The organism is Streptomyces sp. NPDC001714 (assembly GCF_042892755.1).
Lineage (GTDB): Bacteria > Actinomycetota > Actinomycetes > Streptomycetales > Streptomycetaceae > Streptomyces.
This window is the reverse complement of record NZ_JBIAUL010000004.1, coordinates 322,346-341,248: the sequence shown is the minus strand read 5'-3', so window position 1 is coordinate 341,248 and position 18,903 is coordinate 322,346. Positions and strand designations below refer to the sequence as shown.

Here is an 18,903-nt window from a genome sequence, read left to right as displayed (position 1 = left end):
GGGGGGTGGGGGGTGGGGAGTGTCCCGGAAGCGGAACGGGATCACCGTAGGAACTCCGGCCCCACCCCCGTAAGCGGGGGAACCCTTGCGTTACGTGTTAACTGCCGATGTCATGTCAACGGCGTGTGTCGAGCGGGCGGGGGAGCCGGGCCCGGGCAGCCTGACTTACCGTCACCGTCTGTGTGGTGGGCCCCGGTTGGTCGTCGTCGCCGGTGTCCACGGCCGCGCCGGAGGCGATGACGGCGACCGCCATCGCGTGCGCCAGCGCGGTGCGCGAGCGGACGCCGACCTTGCGGTAGACCCGGGACAGCGCCCCCTCGACCGTCTTGACGCTGATGAACAGCTCGGCGGCGACCTCCCTGTTGGTCGCCCCGCCGCCGACCAGTTCGGCGATCCTCGCCTCCGTAGGCGTGAGGTCGGGCCCGCCCGGGCCCGCCTCGCCGCCGCGCTCCCCGGCCGCCAGCCGGGCCAGTTCGTCCCTGGCGCGGGCCGCGAACGGGGCCGCGCCGATCCGGGTCGCCGTCTCCAGAGCCTCGGAGAGTGCCTCCCGGGCCGCGTTGCGGCGGCGGGCCCGGCGCTCGACCGCGCCGAGCGCGATCAGGGTGCGGGCCAGCTCGACGGGGAGCGGCAGCGGGCGCAGCCGCTCGACGGCGGTGCGCAGTCGTACCGCGCCCTCCCGGGCCCGGCCGAGCCCCGCCTCGCGCAGCCCCTCCGCCCGGTCCAGCGCCGCCAGGACGCTGCCGGGCGCGCCGTCCGGCACCCGTGCGCGGGCGTCGTCGAGCACCGCCCCGGCCGCCTCCGTCTCGCCGAGGACGACCAGGGCCTCGGCCAGATCGCCGTACCAGTGCAGCAGCGGCGGGTCGGCGGCGCACATGGCCTCGCCGAGTTCCCGGACGCGTTGCAGCGCCTCGACGGCGGCCGCCGCTCCGCGCGGATCGCCGCCGAGGAGTTCGGCCTGCCCGAGGACGGCGAGGGCGCGCAGCAGGAACAGCCGGTCGCCGTCGGCCTCCGAGGCACGGACCGCCTGTGCGGCCAGCTGCCGGGCCTCCTCGGGGGTGCCACCGGTGGTCGCGGCGAGGGCCGCCGCGTAGAGCGCCGGAGCCGCCTCGGGCAGGGCGCGCGAGCAGCGGGCCGCGGTGCGCAGCGCCTCCCGGCAGTGCCCGGCACGCACCTGGATCCGGGTCAGCGCCACCAGGGTCGCCACGGTCTCCTCGGCCCCGGCCGGTTCGCCGGTCGCGGCGAGCAGCGGGACGACCTGGTCGCGGGCCTCGGTCACCCGGTCGGAGTCCAGGGCGAGGATCGCCCGCATCCGGATCAGCCGCCGAGTCTCCGGGCCGCGGGAACGCTCCGCTGGGGGCGCCGCGATGTCGGGAAGTGCCGCGGTCTGCCGTGTGTCGACCGCGGCGCCGTCGTGGCTGGTCGCGCCCACGCGGCGGCAGCCGCACATCGGATACGGCCCCGCGCCCCTTTGGGGCGCTGCCGGGCCGGGGTTGGCTCCGGGTGCGGCGCCGTGGTGGCTGGTCGCGCGGTTCCTCCCCCAGCCTTCGGCCGGGGGTACCCCCGGCGCCCTTTGGGGCGCTGCCGCACCGCGGCCGAGCAGGGTCAGCGCTTCCGTCAGCGCGGCGTCGGCGGCGACCGGGTCCCCGGCCAGGGACCGGACCCGGGCGAGGGTGGCGAGCGCGTCGATCCTGGTTCCGGTGTCGCCGGCCGCGCCCGCCTGCCGCGCGGCCCGCCGGGCGTGCCCGGCCGCCTCCGCCAACTCCCCGCACAGCAGGCCCCGGACGGCGGCCCAGTGGTGCAGCCGGGCCTCGGCGCGCAGATCGCCGGCCGCGTCCCGCAGGCCGTCCGCGATCAGGTCCTCGGCGCCCTCCAGAGCCTGCCCGGCGCCGCGCAGCAGGATCAGCCGGGCCCGCACCCGCTGTGCCGCCGAGCCGGACCGGGCGAGCACGGTTCCGGCGGCCTCGCCGGCCTCCTCCGTGCGCCCGGCGTCGCAGGCGTACTCGGCTGCGGCCAGCAGCCGTTCGGCACGTTCGGCCGGGTGGTGGGCCGGGGTGCGGCGGGCGGCGAGCGCGGCCAGTTCGAAGGCGGTGGAGGGGGCGCCGTCGCGGCGCGCGGATCCGGCCGCCGACATCAGGGTGCGGGCCGTGTCCTCGTCCTCGTACGGGTGGGCGAGCGCGAGATGGCGGGCCCGCTCCACCGGCTCGGGCACCGCGCGGGCCAGCAACGCGTGCGCCTGCCGCCGCCCGTGCTCGGAGGCGTCGGCGTGCACGGCCGCCCGCAGCACGGGGTGGTGGAAGCGTACGATCCCGTCGGCGTCGGCCGTCGCGATGCCGAGCCGTTCCGCCTCCGCCAGGTTTGCGGCCGGGTCCGGCAGCCCGGTGGCGCGCAGCAGGGTGAGGCTGGGGCGGGCGGCGGCGCTCGCGACGAGGAGGGTGCGCCGGGCCGGCTCCGGCAGCGAACGGGCCTGCTCCAGCAGGCGGGTGCGCAGCGCCGGGGGCACCGGGGGCAGCTCGCCGAACCCGGCGGGCGCCGGGGCGTGCCGGGCGGCGCGTCCCAGCTCCCGTGCGTAGTACGGGTTTCCGGCGGCGGTCTGCTGGATCGCCCGCAGCACCGCCGGGGGCAGGTCGGCGCCGAGGTCGGTGCGGACCAGGTGGGCCGTCTCGCCGTCCGTCAGGGGTGGCACCGGGAGTTCGAGGGTGCCCGGCGGGCAGCAGTGCAGCCGCTCGGGCCGGCCGCCGTCCGTGACCCGCTCGGCGGCGAGCATCCGGATGCCGGGCTCGTCGAGCCGGCGTACGGCGAAGGCGAGGACCTCGGCGGTCGGTTCGTCGAGCCACTGCAGGCCGTCGACGACGAGCAGGACGGGACCGTCGGCGGCCAGGGCGCGCAGCGCGTCGAGGACGGCGACGCGCACGGCGAGCAGGCCGCGGTCGTCCGCCGGTCCGCCGCCGCGCAGCAGGGCCGCCCGGAGCGCCGCCCGGGGCTCCGGCGGCAGGGTCTCCAGGTGGCTCTCCGGGACCCGTGCGAAGAGGTCGACGAGCCCGGCGAAGGGCAGCCGGGCGTCCGCCGCAGCGGGCGAGCAGTGCAGTACGGTCCCCACGGCCGGGTCCGCCGCGAGGGCCGCCACGAGGGTGGACTTGCCGATGCCGGCGGGACCGTGGAGGAGCAGTCCGGGGCGCGCCGCCGCCTGGACCCGGGCGGCGTCGAGCAGCGCTCGGCGCCCGGTCAGTTGCATGTGTTCATGACAACCTCCGGTGATCCGGTGTGTCAATGACATCCGTCACCTCGCCGTGGCGGCACCCCCGCCCGACATGGCGTAACAGGTCATGTCTTCTTCCTGAATCCCTCGTTACGGAACGCGGAAGGCTCTTCCGCCCTCCTCCTGTGCGGAAGCAACGAGGCACGGGCAGGAACAACAGGGACTGAGTGACATGGGTTTGACCAGTCGAACGACCGTATACGCGCTGGCGGCACTGGCCGCCCTGTGTGTGGCGCTGCTGGTCTGGCTGTGGCCGCGGTTCGCCAGGCCGGGGCTGTGGCAGGTGCTGGGGCGGCTCGGGGCCGTCGCGGTGACACAGGTGACGATCGTCGCGGCGTTCGCGTGCGCGGTGAACTCGTCGTACCAGTTCTTCGGCTCCTGGAACGAGCTGCTGGGCAACGTCGACACCGCTCCGGTCGGCGTGACCCAGGCGGCCGGCGGGAACGGCGGCGGTTCGGTGAACGGCATAAGCAGCGTCCACGGGGCGTCGCTCGTGCAGCCCGCGGGCGACCAGCAGTTGAGCAGGGTCAGCGGGCTGCCCGACGGGCCCGCCGCCACCGTCGGCCGGGTGGAGTCCGTGAAGATCATCGGCCGGCGCACCGGCGTGGTCGACCCGGCCTTCGTCTATCTGCCGCCGCAGTACTTCCAGAAGGCGTACCACCGCATGCGCTTCCCGGTGATCGTCGCGCTCAGCGGCTACCCGGGCAGCATCTACAACCTGGCCCAGCACCTGCGGGTCTCGCAGACCGCGGGCGACCTGCAGCGCAAGGGCCAGATGCAGCCGACGATCATGGTGATGATCCGGCCCACCATCGCCCCGCCGCGCGACACCGAGTGCGTGGACGTCCCCGGCGGACCGCAGACCGAGACGTTCCTGGCCAAGGACCTCCCGGACGCGATCAAGTCGGTCTACCGGGCCGGCCACGACGCGAGCTCCTGGGGCGTCATGGGGTACTCCTCGGGCGGCAGCTGCGCCCTCCAGCTCACCATGCGCGACCCCGGCGTCTACACCACGGCCGCCGCCCTGTCGCCCGACTACCGGGTCAAGGACGACCCCACCACCGGCAACCTCTTCGGCAGCGGTCCCGGCCGCCAGGCCCGGATCGACGGCCACGACCTGATGTGGCGGCTGAAGCACCTGCCCGTGCCCCAGGTCTCGGTCCTGGTCGCCAACAGCAAGCACGGCGAGAAGGGCTACGCGCAGACCGAGGCCTTCATCAAGGCCGTCAAGGCGCCCATGCGGGTCGTCTCCATCCTCCCCGAGAACGGCAGCCACAACTTCCCCACCTGGGTACGGGAGATGCCCGCCGCCCTGAAGTGGATGAACGAGCAGCTGACCTTCCCCCAGGACGTCGTGCCCCGGCACCACGCCAAGAAGCCGGTGACCGACGCGGCGGGCAAGCCCACTCCTCGCCCGACTCCCGCTCCCGGCCACCGCTCGCTGCGCGCGGAGGGCCCGGAGCCCAGCCCCACGGCCACGGCACGCCGCTGACCGCGGACGTGACCGTGGAGTGGGCCGCCGGTGCCGGACCAGGGACGTGGGGAGGCAGGTAGCCGTGGTCACCTTCGACGGGTTCGACGAACTGGACTCCTGCATCGCCGCCGCGCTGGTCAACCGGTGCCGCAGGAAGGGGCTGGAGGCGTTCAGCACGACGCCGGCCCCGGTCGCCACGTCCATGAACGGCGTCGAGGCGACCGGGCAGCGGCCGCCGGAGTTCGTGGCGGCCGCCGCCGCACTGCGCCGAGCGCCGGAGCCGGCCCGGGCCTCGGAGTCCGGGTGGGTCTCGGATCCGGGCCGTCCTCAGATCCAGGTGTCGAGCCACATCCTGGACTGCCAGCCGCTGTAGGGAATCGTCTGCCCGGTGTAGATCGGGTAGAAGTAGACGAAGTTCCAGGCGATCAGGAGCACCAGCACCCCGGCCGCCACCGCGCCCCGCAGCCGCCGCCGCTCCGCGGCGCCCGGCGGACCGAGCAGGGCCCCGATCATCATCGCCACGGCCAGGCACAGGTACGGCACGAAGACCACGGCGTAGAAGGCGAACACCGTACGGTCCTGGTAGAGGAACCAGGGGAGGTAACCGGCCGCCACCGCGCAGAGGATCGCGCCCGCCCGCCAGTCGCGGCGCAGGGCCCAGCGGTAGAGCAGGTAGGCGAGGGCGAAGCAGGCCGACCACCACAGCAGCGGGGTGCCCAGGGCGAGGACCGTGCGGGAGCAGGCGGTCGCGGTGGAGCAGCCGTCCTGGCCGGGCCGCGGGGAGTCGTAGGCGAACAGCACGGGACGGCCGAGGACCAGCCAGCTCCACGGGTTCGACTGGTACTTGTGCGGCGTGTGCAGGCCCACGTTGAACTGGTACACCAGGTACTCGTAATGCCAGAAGCTCCGCAGCGGTGCCGGTATCCAGGACCAGGTGCCGCCGCGGTCGTCCGCCCAGTGCCGGCCCCAGCCGTCGTCGGACAGGAACCAGCCGGTCCAGGACAGCAGGTACGTCAGGAGCGCGGTCGGGACGAGGGAGAGGACCGACCGGCCGAGGTCCCGGCGCAGGACCGCCCGGTACGGGTGCCGGGCCCCGGCGACGCGGCGGGCGCCGACGTCCCACAGCAGCGTCAGGACCACGAAGAAGACCAGGACGTACAGGCCGTTCCACTTCGTCGAGGCCGCGAGGCCGAGCAGCACGCCGGCCGCGAGGCGCCAGGGCCGCCGGCCCGTCCCGGCCCGGTCGCCGGTGTCCGCGTCGGGGCGCACCCTGCCCTCCGCGTCGGCCGGCAGGGCCGCCGCGAGCCGCTCCCGGAACCGGTCCCGGTCGATCAGCAGGCAGCCGAACGCCGCCAGCACGAAGAACATGACGACGAGGTCGAGCAGGGCGGTGCGGCTCATCACCAGGTGCAGGCCGTCGATCGCCATCAGCGCCCCGGCCAGGCAGCCGAGGAACGTCGACCGGAACAGGCGGCGGCCGATGCGGCACAGCATGAACACCGACAGGGTGCCCAGGGCCGCCGTCATGAAGCGCCAGCCGACGGGGTCGAGGCCGAACAGCCACTCGCCGACGGCGATCACCCACTTGCCGGTCGGCGGGTGCGCGACGAAGGAACCGGTGTCGGAGAGCGAGATCACCTGGGGGTGCGCCAGGATCTGCGGGTCGGCGATCTTGCGGTCCGGCCAGGTGCCCTCGTAACCGAGGTGCAGCAGTGCCCAGGCGTCCTTGGCGTAGTACGTCTCGTCGAAGATGAGGTCCCGCGGCCGGCCGAGGTGCCAGAAGCGCAGCACGCCGGCCAGGGCGGCGACGAGCAGCGGGCCCAGCCACTGCGTCGCCTTCGCGAGCCGCAGCGCCCGGGCCGGGCCGAGGCCCAGGAGCTGCCAGGGGCGGGTGGCGGGCTCGGGGAAGGGCGGGACCAGGCGTTCCCGGACACCGGCGGGCATGCCCGTGCGGGTGCCGGTGCGCGGGGGCCCGGCGTAACCGAACCGGCGCAGCCGGGCCGGCCACACCGGGGACTCCGGCGCCGGACGTATGCCGTCGAGGTCGTGGGAACGCGTCGCGCTGCTGTTCGTCACCGGACGACCTTAGGCGGTGCCCGCACCCGGCCGCGAAGCGGTGGCCCTACGGTGGGAGCGGACATGAGAGAGATCACCGGCGAGCACACGGGAGAGAAGCCGTGACGGCGGACATGAAGCGCCCGGAACGCGAACGGCGGCTGCCCGTCGCGCTCCTGCTGGTGGCCTGCGGTGTGTTCCTGGCGGTCGCCGGGGCGATCCTCGCGGTACCACTGGGTGTCTTCGGATCCGTGGACGAGGCACTGCCGAAGGCCCCGCGGGAGAGGCACGGCGTCCCCGGCGCCGTGCTCCGGAAGACCTTCCGGCTCGCGGTGCCGGCCGGGGCGCGGCAGGCCTCCTACCTCGTCGTGCCCGGCGACGGCAGCGCGGACAGCGGCCAGGACATCTACCTGCGCTTCCGCACCACCCCCGCAGGCCTCGAAACGTTCCTGGCCGCCCTGCACAAGGCCACCGAGGACCTGGCGGCAGGCGACGCCGTCCTGGACCAGGACGACATCGACTCGGTCGGGCTGCCCTGGAGGATCGGAGCCGAGGGGCACCTCGCCGGTCTCTACGCGGACCTCCCCGAGCGAGGCGACCAGGCCGGCTCGGCCCTGCTGACCGTCGACGAGAGCGAGGTGGCCGCGCCCTTGGTCTACGCCCATGTGACCGTCTAGCGGATGCCTGTGATTGCCGTTCCGGGGTGGCCACGTGTAAGGCCTGGGCCATACCCTGGACACAGGGCTGCGGCACCCGGACTGCCCTGTAACGGGAGGGAGTTGGGGGACACCGGAGCCGTGACGGGGGGAAGCTTGTTGAGTGGGAGAAACGGCGGCCATGCAGCGGGGTTCGAGCATGAGCTGATAGAGCAGATGTGCGCGGTGTCGGGACTCGATGCACCGGGAGGGCGCGATCTCTTGATCGACATGCTGGCGGGCCGGTTACCCGAGTTGGCCAACGTCCGGCGACACAGCCGGAAGCGGCACGACATACTGGAGATCTTCCAAGCCTGCTGGCGGAAGCCCTCCGGACTTTCCGTACTCGTGGACACCCTCCAGGAGTACGACCCCGGCTCGATTCCCGTACTGCGGATCGTCGAGCTCGTCTCCGCATCGCCGGTTCTGGCGGTACTGCCGGAAGCCGAATTCCGCAGAGCCCGCTCCCTGTTGAGCCGCCTCCCGCATCCCGATCCGCAGGGCCTGCTCTACGCCGCGGCCGGTGATCTGCCGCTCCCGGCCCATCCGGTCTCCAGCCTCCAGGAGGCCTTCGACTTCCTGGCCGACGCCAACGCCCGTCCGGACGGCCTGCTGCCCGTGCTGGTCCTGGTGGAGCACGCGATCGCGGCGGGCGCGGCGTCCGGCGTCGACCGGCAGGTCCTCGAGGGCCTGCGCAGCTGGAGCGACGATCAGGGCACGCGACTTGACCTGCTGAAACCTCTTCAGGCTCTCCGTTCGCAGATCACTCGGGGGGTGGCGGAACCGGCTCCCGCCTGTCTCGTTGTCCAGTTGAGCAAGCACGGGATGAGCCAGGACGAGTATCTGCTGTCCCACTGGCGGCAGCGGCGTCCGGGCACGTGGCGGCCGGAGCGAGGAGAGGACCGGATCGTGGCCTTGGGCGAGGTCGAGGCCGCGGTCGAGGAGTTGGTCGAGGGCGTCGAGGAGGACTGGGGCGAGCGCCCCGGCAGACCGGTACTCGAGTTCGTACTGCCGCTCCAACTGCTCAACCACCCCGTGGAATGGCTGCCGATGGCCTCCCACTCGTCCTCCGCCACCGCGCTGTGCCTGGACTTCCCGGTGGCACTGCGCAGCCTGGAGCGGATGCGGGCCCGGCGGTACCACCGGCGCTGGCGCAACCGCTGGCAGCAGATGACGGCCGGCCCCCGGATCCTCTGCCACTGGGACACGACGGGGGAGCGCGGTCACGACCTCGTGCGCTGGAACAGCACCCTCGCCGCCGACGAGCGGCTGGTGTCGGTCGCGCTCAACGCGCCTCCGCTGGCCGGACCCGAGGGCCGCCAGGAGATGCTCGAGGCCGCGCTGCGGGCCGGCGTGCCGCTGGCCGTCTGGGACCGCCGGCCCACACCCCCGGGCGACTTCAGGAGACGGGTCGACAAGCTGCTGAAGGGAACCTCCGCCGAACTGCCGGAGCGAGTCCGGAAGTTGCGGACCGAAGCGGCCACCGCAGCCGCGTCGCAACGCGATGCGCACTCAGGACGTCACCTCGCGGTGCTCCTGGACAACCCGAACCGGATGGTGGACTGGTCCGATTACCCGGCGTCGGATCCCGGGAGCGTGCGGGGCGGACACGACGACGAGGGGACCTCATGAACCGCGTCCAGCATCCGGTGGACAACAGCCGCAACGGCGGGCCCGTCAGTCGCAGTTGGTGGATCTACCGCGGCACCGGGCAGCCGCTGCCCGACATCCGCCTCGCCGACGTCCTGCCCCCGCCGCCCGGCTGGCGGGCCTTCGACGGCGGCCCGGTGCTGCCGCCCGTACCGGCCGAGAGCGCCGAGACCGACCGACGGCTCGGCAGCGTGGGCCGCACCACCTCCCGGCAGGACCCGCACGACATCGACATGATCAACACGGCTCTGCTGCTGCGCAGGCCGCTGCTGGTGACCGGCCGGCCCGGCATCGGGAAGTCCACGCTGGCCTACCTGGTCGCCCGCGAACTGGGCCTGGGCCGCGTCCTCCACTGGGGGATCACCTCGCGCAGCACCCTGCGCGCCGGACTGTACGAGTACGACGCCATCGGCCGCGCCCAGGCGTCCCTCGGGCGGGGCCCGGCCGCCGCGTCCGGCGACGGCACCCCGGAGCAGGCACCGGAGGGCGGCACCGGGGCGCGGATCGGGGACTTCGTCAGGCTCGGCCCGCTGGGCACCGCCCTGCTCCCGTACGAGCTGCCCCGCGTCCTGCTCATCGACGAGCTGGACAAGAGCGACATCGACCTGCCCAGCGACCTGCTCCACGTGCTGGAGAACGGCTCGTACGACATCCCGGAACTGGTCCGCGCCCGCCATCACGAGAGCGAGGCACGGGTGTTCACCGACGACCCGGACACCACGGTCACGGTGACGGACGGCCGGGTGCGGTGCCGGGCCTTCCCGTTCGTCGTCATCACCAGCAACGGCGAGCGGCAGTTCCCGCCGGCCTTCCTGCGCCGCTGCGTCCGGCTGGACGTCTCCCCGCCCCGCGAGGACCAGCTGGCCGCCATGATCGCCGCGCACTTCCGGGACCAGGAGGGGCGGCACGACGACATGATCCGGGCGTTCGTGGAACGCAGCAGGCAGAACGGCGGACTGGCGACCGACCAGTTGCTCAACGCCATCTTCCTGCGGACCGCCGGGGTCCGGGAGGACGACGAGTCCTGGGGCGAGCTGCTGGAGGCCCTCTGGCGTGAACTGTCGGGGGCGCCCTGATGGGTGAGGACTCGCGTGCCCATCCGGAGGCCTTCGAAGTGGCGGAGGGCCTCTGGCTGCACGCGTACCAGACGCTGGCGGCCCGGCTGCCGGCGTCGGACCGGCCGCCGCGGCCCCGGCCGGCGGGGCTGTCGAAGGACTCCGGCCTGCCCGAATCCCCCGGCGGGCCCTCGGCGTCCGGCGGGGCGGGTGGAACGGGCGGATCGGACGGCGGCACGACGGGCGGAGCGGGCGGTCCCGCCGGCGGCACGGCGAACGGTGCCGCCGGTGGTGGGGCGGCGGGGACTGGTGACGGAACGACGGGTGGGGCCGCCGACGACGCGGCGGGGGAGCCGCCCGGTGTCCTGGCCGAGGGGGTGGTCCTGCCGTTGTTCCCCGTCCGGCCGGAGGGCCCCGGGCCCGGATCCGCGCCGGAGCCGGCGACCCGGCGGGTCCGGACCGGGGCGGCCGAGGCGGCCGAGCCGGTCGAGGCGGTGCCGGATCTGCGGGACACGGCGGGGATCACCCGGGCGCTGCGGCCGCTGAAGCAGTTGGTGCCCTCGGCGTTCGAGGTCGAGCTGGACGAGGAGACCACCGCCGAACGCGCCGCCGAGGACGGCCTGTGGATGCCCTACACCCGGTCGGCGGACGAGCGCCGCTTCGACCTGGTGCTGGTGGTGGACGACCACGCGACCATGGTCATCTGGGAGCAGACGGTCGCCGAGTTCACCGCCGTGGCGGAGCGGCTGGGCGCCTTCCGGGACGTACGGGTGCGCCGGCTCGGCCTGCGGGAGACCCCGCGGGGGCCGGAGGCGGTGCTGCGCGGACCTTACCCGGAGCACGACGTCCTCGGTGTCCCCGGCGAGCTGGCGGACCGTACCGGCCGCCGGATCGTCCTGGTCCTGACCGACGGCCTGGGGCCGCTGTGGCAGAGCACGGCCGGCCGGCGGGCACTGGAGCCGTGGTCGGCGGCCGGGCCGGTGGCGGTGGTGCATCTGCTGTCCCAGCGGGACTGGCACCGCACCGCGCTGGTGCCCCGGCAGGCGCGGCTGCACAGCCCCCGCGCGGGGGCCCGCACCACCGAACTGGCGGTGGACTTCCCGGCCGAGTGGCGCGACCCCTTCGACCCGCCGCCCGCCGACTGGAGCGCGGCGGTCCCGGTCCTTGAGCTGGACGCCCGGTGGCTGGGCCGCTGGGCCGCCCTGGTGGCCGGTGCGGAGGCCGGCTGGGTCGAGGCCCCGGTGCTGTTACTGGGCACGCCCGACGCGCCCGAGGAGGACGTCGACGAGCCGCCGGTCGTCATCCCGGCGCCCTCGGTGCAGGAGCGCATCCGGCGCTTCCGCAGCCATGCCACTCCCACCGCCTTCCGGCTGGCCACCCATCTGGCCGCCGCGATCCTGGAGCCCCGCCTGGTGCGGGACGTACAGCGCAGGCTGGTGCCCGAGGCGCAGCCGGCCCATCTGGCCGAGCTCTTTCTGAGCGGCCTGCTGGAACAGCCGTCGCCCGCCGGGGCGCGGAGCGCCGCCGCGCCCGCGCCCCTTGAGTTCGTCGACGGCGCGCGCGAGGCGCTGCTCGCGGGCGCGATGCGCGCGGACACGGCCCGGGTGGTGAGCTCGGTGTCCGAGTTCTACGGCGACCGGTTCGAGGCGGCCCGCGGTCTGCACGGTGCCCTGCTCGCCCCGGAGGAGGAGCCGGTCCCGCAGGTGACGGCGGAGAACCTGCCGTTCGTGCGGGTCGAGCTGGCCGTGCTGCGCGCGCTGTCAGGGCCCTATCTGCTGCGCGCCCGCCGGGTCAGCGCGGCTCTGGAAGGCGCTCCTTCGGGTGCGTCGATCAATGAGAATTCGCGGCAAATGAGCCACGATGTCCGAAATAAAAATGTTGTAAATTCAGACTTGGGCGGCCCGGACATGACCGACACCACTGCCAGTGAGTACCAGCATGCAGCGGAGGGATCCGCGAGCGGGACTCCAGTGCGGGAGACTCCCGTTCCGAGCGCCGACGGGCAGCCGGGCGCCGACCTCTCGTCACCCGGCAGGACGGTCCCGGGGCCGGCCGCACCGCGGTCACAGTCCGTCCCGCAGCGCGCCTCCGTACCGGTGGTCTGGGGCAACGTGCCACCGAACAACCCCAATTTCACCGGGCGGGAGGAACTCCTCGAGCAGGTGCACGAGCAGTTGCTGACGGGCGACACCTCGGCGGTGCTGCCGCACACCCTGCACGGCATGGGCGGTGTCGGGAAATCCCAGATCGCCATCGAGTACGTGTACCGGCACACCGCCGAGTACGACGTGATCTGGTGGATCCCTTCCGAACAGCCGACGATGATCCTGACCGCGCTCACCGAACTGGCCCACCGGCTCGGCCTGAACGTGGGCGCGGAGGCCAACCGTGCCGTCCCGGCGGTGCGCGAGGCCCTGCGCCGGGGCGAGCCGTACGACCGCTGGCTCCTGGTGTTCGACAACGCCGAGAACGTCGAGGCCGTACGCCCCTACTTCCCGACCGGCGGCACCGGCAAGATCCTCATCACCTCCCGGAACCAGGAGTGGGACCGGGTGGCCAGGACCCTCTCCGTGGACGTCTTCACCCGTGAGGAGAGCAAGGCGCTGCTGCGCCGCCGGGCCCGCGACCTGAGCGACGCCGACGCCGACCTGCTCGCCCAGGAGCTGGGCGACCTGCCCCTGGCCATCGAGCAGGCCGCGGCCTGGCAGGCCGTCACCGGCATGGCCGTGGACGAGTACCTGGGGCTGATCCGGGAGAAGATCGCCGAGCTGATGCTCGAACTCGTCCCGTCGCCGGACTACCCCATGTCGGTGGCCGCCGCCTGGGACGTCTCGCTGCGCCAGCTCGAACAGCGCAACCCCGCGGCGCTCCAGCTGCTCCAGGTCTGCTCGTTCTTCGCCCCCGAGCCGATCTCGCGGACCCTCTTCAACAACTCGCGGAGCACCATCGCCCCCGAGATCGACGAGGCCCTGCGCCACCCGATCCGGCTCGGCCGGGCCATCCGGGAGATCAACGTCTACGCGCTGGCCCGCATCGAGCACCGGCACGACACCATCCAGCTGCACCGTCTGGTCCAGGCGGTCCTGGTCAACCGCATGTCCCCGCAGCAGCAGGCGGACATGCGGCACGGCGCGCACCTGCTGCTCGCCGACGCCAACCCCAACAGCCCCGGCTCGCGCGAACTGTGGCCGCGCTATCAGCAACTGCTGCCGCACATCGTGGTCTCGCGGGCCGTGGAGTGCGACTCGCCGTGGGTGCGCGGCCTGATCCGGGACGTGGTGGAGTTCCTCTTCATCTGGGGCGACCACGACGGTGCGGTCTCCATGGCCCGTGAGGCGGTGGACGTGTGGACCCGGAAGTTCGGCGCCGAGGACCAGCAGACGCTGGAGATGGCGAAGTGGCTGGCCTTCCTGCTGCGCAGGATCGGCGAGTACGAACAGGCCGCCGAGATGATGCAGCGCACCGCGGACACGTACATCCGGATCGCGGGCGAGGACGACGAGGGCACCCTGGACGCCCTCATCCAGCTGACCAGCGGGCTGTGGCTGAGGGCCGAGCTGGCCCAGGCGCTGGAGATCAGCCGGTCGGTCTTCACCCGCTCGCTGCGGGCCTTCGGCGACGACGACCCGGCCACCCTGCGCGCGGCCCACAACCTGGGCGTCGCCCTGCGCCTGATGGGCCTGTACCAGGAGGCGCGCGAACGCGACACGGAGACGGCCCAGCAGCGTGCCCTCGCCCTCGGCGAGAACCACCTCCACACCCTGAACACCCTCAGCGCTCTCTCCCTCGACATCCGAGAGACCGGCGACTACCTCGAAGCAGCCGTCCACCAGGAGGACGTCTACGCCCGCTACGTCGCCAACTACGGCGAGGACAACCCCGCCAGCATCGGCTGCGCCCGGGTGCTCTCGGTGTGCCGTCGGCGTGCCGGAGACCACGACGGCGCGCTGCAACTCGGTGAGCTGGCGCTGTCGAAGTTCGAGAGCCGCTACGGCGCCGACCACCCGGATGCCATCGCCTGTGCGGCCAACCTGGTCGTCGACCTGAGGCAGGACGGCCAGCTGACGCGTTCCGCGGAACTGGGCGAGGCGACCGTCGAGCGCTACACGGCCACCCTCGGCGCCACTCACCCCTACACCCTGTCGGCCCGCACGAACGTGGCGATCACCCTGCGCCATCTGGGCCGTCTGGACGCCGCCGGGGAACACCTGGACGAGGCGTTGCGCGGCATGCGCGCGTCACTGGGGGACGAGCACATCCTCACCGTGACCACGGTGCTCGGCATGGCCAACCACCACAGCGCGCTGGAACGCCACACGGAAGCCCTGGAGGCGGACCGGCAGAGCCTGGAGATCCTCGAGAGGAACCTCGGCCCCGACCACCCGACCACCCTGGCCTGCGCCAACAACGTGGCTCTGGACCTGCGCGCGCTGGACCGCGTGGACGAGGCCACGGTGCTGCACACCGACACCCTGACCCGGTTCCGCCGGACGCTGGGCGAGAGCCACCCGGCGACCACCGCCGCCGCGAGCAGCCAGCGGGCCGAGGTGGACATCGCCCCGGTGCCGTTCTAGCCGGTGCCGCTCCAGCCAGGGGCAGCCGGCCGGGCTCAGGGTCCGGCCGGCTTGACCGGGGCGGCAGCGCCACCGCCGGCGGCGCTGTGGCCTGCGCTACGGCTGCGGCGTCGGTTCGGCGTCCACGGCGGGGGCCTGTCCGGAGCCCGGCGTCTGCTCGCCGTCGGGGCCGGCGCCGGCGGGTCCGGCCGGCGACGCGCCGGCCGGACGGTACAGCGGGCCGATCAGCGGGCCGGTGGCCGCCGTGGTGAAGAGCGCCATCACGACCAGCAGCGCGTACAGCCGGGGGCCGATCACGCCGGCCTGCAACCCCACGTTGAGCACGATGAGTTCGGTGAGCCCCCGGGTGTTGAGCAGCACACCGATCAGCAGTGAGTCACGCCAGGGCAGCCGGGCACCGCCCCGGGCCGACAGGGCGCCGGCGGCCACCTTGCCGACCACCGCGGCGGCGCATATCACCAGCAGGAGCACCAGGTCGGAGGCGTGCAGACCGTTGAGCTGGACCGACATCCCGGAGATCGTGAAGAACACCGGCAGCAGCAGGCCGCCGGTCTCCTGGAGCGGGCGCAGTACCTGGCTGTCGGGAGCGCCGTCGGGCTGGCGCGGCATGACGATCCCGGCCAGCAGCGCACCGAAGATCACATGCAGTCCGAGCGCGCTGGTGGCCCAGGCCGAGGCCAGCGCCAGCGCGGCGGCGACGGGGACATGATTGGTCATCAGGGCGCCGGGCCGGTGCATCCACCACTTCAGCGCCGGGCGCACGACGACGAACATCACCAGCACGTACGCCGCCAGCAGCGCCACCTTGAGGGCCCAGGACCGCAGCGAGCCGTCCTCGCCGCCGATCAGGGCGACGGCCAGCACCGGCCAGCTCAGCGCGTCGATGACACCCGCGGCGGCCATCGCGATCGTGGCGGGGCGGGTGCCGGCCAGTCCCTGGTCCCGGATGATGCTCGCCAGCACGGGAACCGCCGTGATGGACAGGGCGACCGCCATGTAGAGGGTGAATGTCGCGTCGATCGGATGTCCGCCGTTCGCGGAGCGGAAACCTCCGGAATACAGCAGAACGATGCCGGCTCCGACAAGCATGGGAATCGCGAACCCGCTCAGCGAGACGGCGGTCACCGCGCCCCGATTACGCAGCTGGCCGAGGTCGAGTTCATAGCCGACCGCGAAGAGGAAGAGCACCAGCGCGACTTGTGCCAGGGAAGTGAGAATTGGCTTGATCTGGTCCGGGAAGAAGGTTTCGTACACCCCTCCCGGGGCCAGGCCCAGCAGGCTGGGGCCGAGGGCGATACCGGCGAATAACTGCCCGATGACGGAGGGCTGGTGTAGCCTGCGGGCGGCCGCTCCCAGGGTCGAGGAGGCTGCGATCACCAGCGCGAGAGCTGCGACGACATGAGTGACAGTGGAGTCGATGCTCACCGGCATCCCCCTTCGGCAAGTGCCGCACCCTGTGGCGTTGTCCACACGCAGTGTAGCCGGTGCGGGGGCAACTGACCTATTGTTGCGTGCGCTTGGAATATGCCGTTCTGGGGCGGGGGGTCGGCGGTGACGACGGTTTTATTCGTACACGGCACCGGCGTGCGCGAGCCGGGATTCAGCGGAACCGTGGAGGCCGTACGGCAAGGATTACTGCCGTTACGGCCCGAAGTCCGCATGTCCTCCTGTTATTGGGGAGGAACTGCCGGATCGGTACTGCATTCGAACGGTATTTCCGTGCCGGGGTACGGGACCGGGCGTGAAGTACCACAAGGGGGCGCACCCGGCGCGTCGCAGGGAGACCTCGACGAGGACGTCGAATTCTGGGGACTTCTTTATCTGGACCCGCTGCTCGAACTGCGTCTGCTCACCGCGGAGACCACGGGGAGAACCGAGCTGGCACCCGGCGCCCGGCCGCCGGGCGAGGCACTCGCCGCGGCGGCCCCGGCGCTCACCGCGGACGACCGGCTGCGCCGGCTGCTGGACGCGGCGGGCATCGCGGAGGACTTCGCCGCCGCCGTGGCCGCCGTACTGACCGCCGACGACTGCCGCCGCTTCCTCCGTGCCCCCGCCGAGGGGGCCGGAACGGCCGAACTGGCCCGGGCCTTCGTGGCCGAGGCGGTGCGCCGCCGGGCCGGGCGGCAGGGACCGGCGGCGGCCTTCGACGGCACCGCCCGCGACGAGGCGGTCGCCCGGATCGCCGCCCTGCTCCCCGGGCCCTCCGGCACCGGGGACGCGCCCGGCACCCACCGCGGCCCGGTGACCCGGCGGATCAAGCGGCTGACCGGGCGGCTGGCCCTCGGCCTGGCCTCCGCGCAGGCGGTCAAACGGCGTTCGGCGCTCACCGACGCGGCCCATCCGGCCGCCGGTGACGTGCTGCTCTACCTGGCCCGCGGCGGCCCGATCCGCGACGCCGTCGCGCAGGCGGTGCTCGCGGCGGAGCCGCCGGTCGTGCTGCTCGCCCACAGCCTCGGCGGCATAGCCGCGCTCGACCTGCTGGTGCTGCGGCCGCTGCCGCAGGTCGCGCTGCTGGTGACGGTCGGCTCGCAGGCTCCGTTCCTGTACGAGCTGGGGGCCCTGCCCAGCCTGGCGCCCGGCAGCCCGCTGCCCGACCACGTGCCGCGCTGGCTGAACGTCTACGACCGGCGGGACCTGCTCAGCTACCTCGGCGCCGGTGTCTTCCCCGGCCGGGTCGCGGACATCGCCCTCGACAGCCGCCAGCCCTTCCCGCTCTCCCACAGCGCCTACTGGAGCAACCCGGAGCTGTACCGCGTGCTGGCCGAGGAGCTGCCGTGACCGCCGCACGCCCGGACCGGACCCACGCCGTCGTCGTCGGCGTGGAACGCTATGCCGTCGGCCCGTCCTGGGACCTGCCGGGCCCGGCCGCCGACGCCCGCCGCTTCACCGCCTGGCTGCGCGGCCGTGGCGTGCCCGCGGCCCACGTCTCCCTGCTGCTGGACGCCCTGCCCGGCACGGGCGGACCCGAGGTGGACGTGCCCGCAGGCCCCGCCGGACGCGAGGCCGTGCAGGAGGTGCTGACGCGCCGGCTGCCCGCGCTGGAGGGCGATCTGCTGTTCGTCCTCTGGGGCGGCCACGGGGTCACCGACCCGCAGGGCCACCGCCGGCTCTTCTACGCCGACGCCACGGCCGACGACAAACGCAACCTCGACCTGGACGCCTGGCTGACCACCCTCACCACCGACGCCCTGCCCGGCTTCCGGCGCCAGATCTGGCTGGTGGACTCCTGTCAGACCTTCGTCGAGGATCTCGGCCTGGTCCGCTCGCTGCCCAGTGAACTCCCGTCCCGCGGCGACCGGTTGCCCGGCCGGGAACAGTTCGTGCTGCTGGCGTCGGGACCGGGACAGCGGGCGGCCAACGACCCCGTGCGGCGCACCGGGGCGTTCTCCCGGGCCGTGCTGGCCGCCCTGGAGGACTCGGACGACGAGAACTGGCCACCGGACATGGGCGCACTGGCGAACACGGTGATCGGACGGTTCACCGAGGGGGGCCAGCGGCCCACCTCGCTCTGGTACCGGTCCGGGGCAGGCGACGTACGCCACTACGACTTCCCCGCCACCCGCCGCCGGGAGGAGCCGGTGCCCGACGCGGCGCTGTCCGAACTCGTCGCACTGCTGGCCGGATGGCCCGCCCTGGCCGACCGTGACCAGCGGCAACTTGTCATCGGCATGCTGCCGGCCGACCTGGCCGGTGCCATTCCCCGGCTGGGCGCGGCCCGGGCCGACATCATCAGCATCGTGCGCACCTGCCGTCTCCACCCCGGAGGCCTGGCCGCCCTCGTCGATGCCCTGGGCGTACTCGAACCGGGTTCGCTGGCACAGCGCGAGCTCACGGACTGGGCGGCCCGCCGGCTGACTCCCGGATCAGGAGGCCGACCGGCCTGATCACGGCCTTCCCGACCTCTGGGCCATGCGTCATCATGAAGTCAACGGGAGGACGCTCCGAGGGGGATGGCGTATGAACACGCCCATGGAATTCGTGAAGTCCGAACTGCCCGATCTCAGTGAGATCGCCCTCTCCGGCCTTCGGTCGCAGAGTCCGGACCTCCATGCGCGCGCACTGGACCGGTTGCTGCGACAGGTCGAACAGCCACGGGTCAACTTCGCGGGTGGTGAGAACCCAACCAGGCGGGTCGACTGACGAA

The 18,903-nt window shown here is 73.4% G+C and carries 11 protein-coding genes and 1 pseudogene; 9 read left to right on the top strand and 3 right to left on the bottom strand.

Going from position 1 to position 18,903, the window contains the following annotated elements; all coding sequences use genetic code 11:
- Positions 1-115: 115 nt before the first annotated feature.
- A complete protein-coding gene (locus ACFY0P_RS13155; protein ID WP_388910880.1) occupies positions 116-3,232 on the bottom strand; it encodes an AAA family ATPase in 3,117 nt (1,038 codons plus the stop codon).
- Between the two features lie 196 nt (positions 3,233-3,428).
- Here ACFY0P_RS13155 and ACFY0P_RS13150 point away from each other — a divergent pair, with 196 nt between their 5' ends.
- Positions 3,429-4,748 (top strand): alpha/beta hydrolase, encoded by a 1,320-nt coding sequence (locus tag ACFY0P_RS13150; RefSeq protein ID WP_388910877.1) that lies wholly within the window; start codon positions 3,429-3,431, stop codon positions 4,746-4,748.
- A 64-nt stretch (positions 4,749-4,812) separates the two neighbouring features.
- Positions 4,813-4,986 (top strand): annotated as a pseudogene (locus ACFY0P_RS13145) (AraC family transcriptional regulator); the annotation flags it as partial.
- A 71-nt stretch (positions 4,987-5,057) separates the two neighbouring features.
- On the opposite strand, the gene ACFY0P_RS13140 reads toward ACFY0P_RS13145, so the two are convergent.
- Positions 5,058-6,806, bottom strand: coding sequence for a dolichyl-phosphate-mannose--protein mannosyltransferase (locus ACFY0P_RS13140; RefSeq protein WP_388910875.1), 1,749 nt, complete (start codon positions 6,804-6,806; stop codon positions 5,058-5,060).
- Between the two features lie 101 nt (positions 6,807-6,907).
- Between ACFY0P_RS13140 and ACFY0P_RS13135 the strand changes: the two genes are divergently transcribed.
- Genes ACFY0P_RS13135 through fxsT form a run of 4 tightly spaced genes read left to right on the top strand, consistent with a single transcriptional unit; the run spans position 6,908 to position 14,759 of the window.
- Positions 6,908-7,462 carry a hypothetical protein gene (locus ACFY0P_RS13135; RefSeq protein ID WP_388910873.1) on the top strand — a complete coding sequence of 185 codons (555 nt, stop codon included), beginning with the start codon at positions 6,908-6,910 and terminating at the stop codon, positions 7,460-7,462.
- 3 nt (positions 7,463-7,465) lie between these two features.
- Positions 7,466-9,112, top strand: coding sequence for a hypothetical protein (locus ACFY0P_RS13130; RefSeq protein WP_388910870.1), 1,647 nt, complete (start codon positions 7,466-7,468; stop codon positions 9,110-9,112).
- Positions 9,109-10,206: an AAA family ATPase gene (locus ACFY0P_RS13125; protein WP_388910868.1), complete on the top strand. Its 1,098-nt coding sequence runs from the start codon at positions 9,109-9,111 to the stop codon at positions 10,204-10,206. The genes ACFY0P_RS13130 and ACFY0P_RS13125 overlap by 4 nt, the downstream gene beginning before the upstream one ends.
- Positions 10,206-14,759 carry an FxSxx-COOH system tetratricopeptide repeat protein gene (gene fxsT / locus ACFY0P_RS13120; RefSeq protein WP_388910866.1) on the top strand — a complete coding sequence of 1,518 codons (4,554 nt, stop codon included), beginning with the start codon at positions 10,206-10,208 and terminating at the stop codon, positions 14,757-14,759. The genes ACFY0P_RS13125 and fxsT overlap by 1 nt, the downstream gene beginning before the upstream one ends.
- A 96-nt stretch (positions 14,760-14,855) precedes the next feature.
- On the opposite strand, the gene ACFY0P_RS13115 is transcribed toward fxsT, so the two are convergent.
- Entirely contained in the window at positions 14,856-16,184 is a 1,329-nt protein-coding gene (locus tag ACFY0P_RS13115; protein WP_388910864.1) for a cation:proton antiporter, read from the bottom strand.
- 294 nt (positions 16,185-16,478) lie between these two features.
- Between ACFY0P_RS13115 and ACFY0P_RS13110 the strand changes: the two genes are divergently transcribed.
- The 3 genes from ACFY0P_RS13110 (at position 16,479) to ACFY0P_RS13100 (ending at position 18,899) form a co-directional block, all read left to right on the top strand.
- The gene (locus ACFY0P_RS13110; protein ID WP_388910862.1) at positions 16,479-17,537 is read left to right on the top strand and encodes a hypothetical protein; all 1,059 of its coding nucleotides are present in this window, start codon (positions 16,479-16,481) and stop codon (positions 17,535-17,537) included.
- Positions 17,534-18,643, top strand: coding sequence for a caspase family protein (locus tag ACFY0P_RS13105; protein ID WP_388910860.1), 1,110 nt, complete (start codon positions 17,534-17,536; stop codon positions 18,641-18,643). Before ACFY0P_RS13110 ends, ACFY0P_RS13105 begins: the two co-directional genes overlap by 4 nt.
- Positions 18,644-18,728: 85 nt before the next feature.
- The gene (locus tag ACFY0P_RS13100; protein ID WP_388910857.1) at positions 18,729-18,899 is read left to right on the top strand and encodes a hypothetical protein; all 171 of its coding nucleotides are present in this window, start codon (positions 18,729-18,731) and stop codon (positions 18,897-18,899) included.
- The last annotated feature ends 4 nt before the right edge of the window (positions 18,900-18,903 follow it).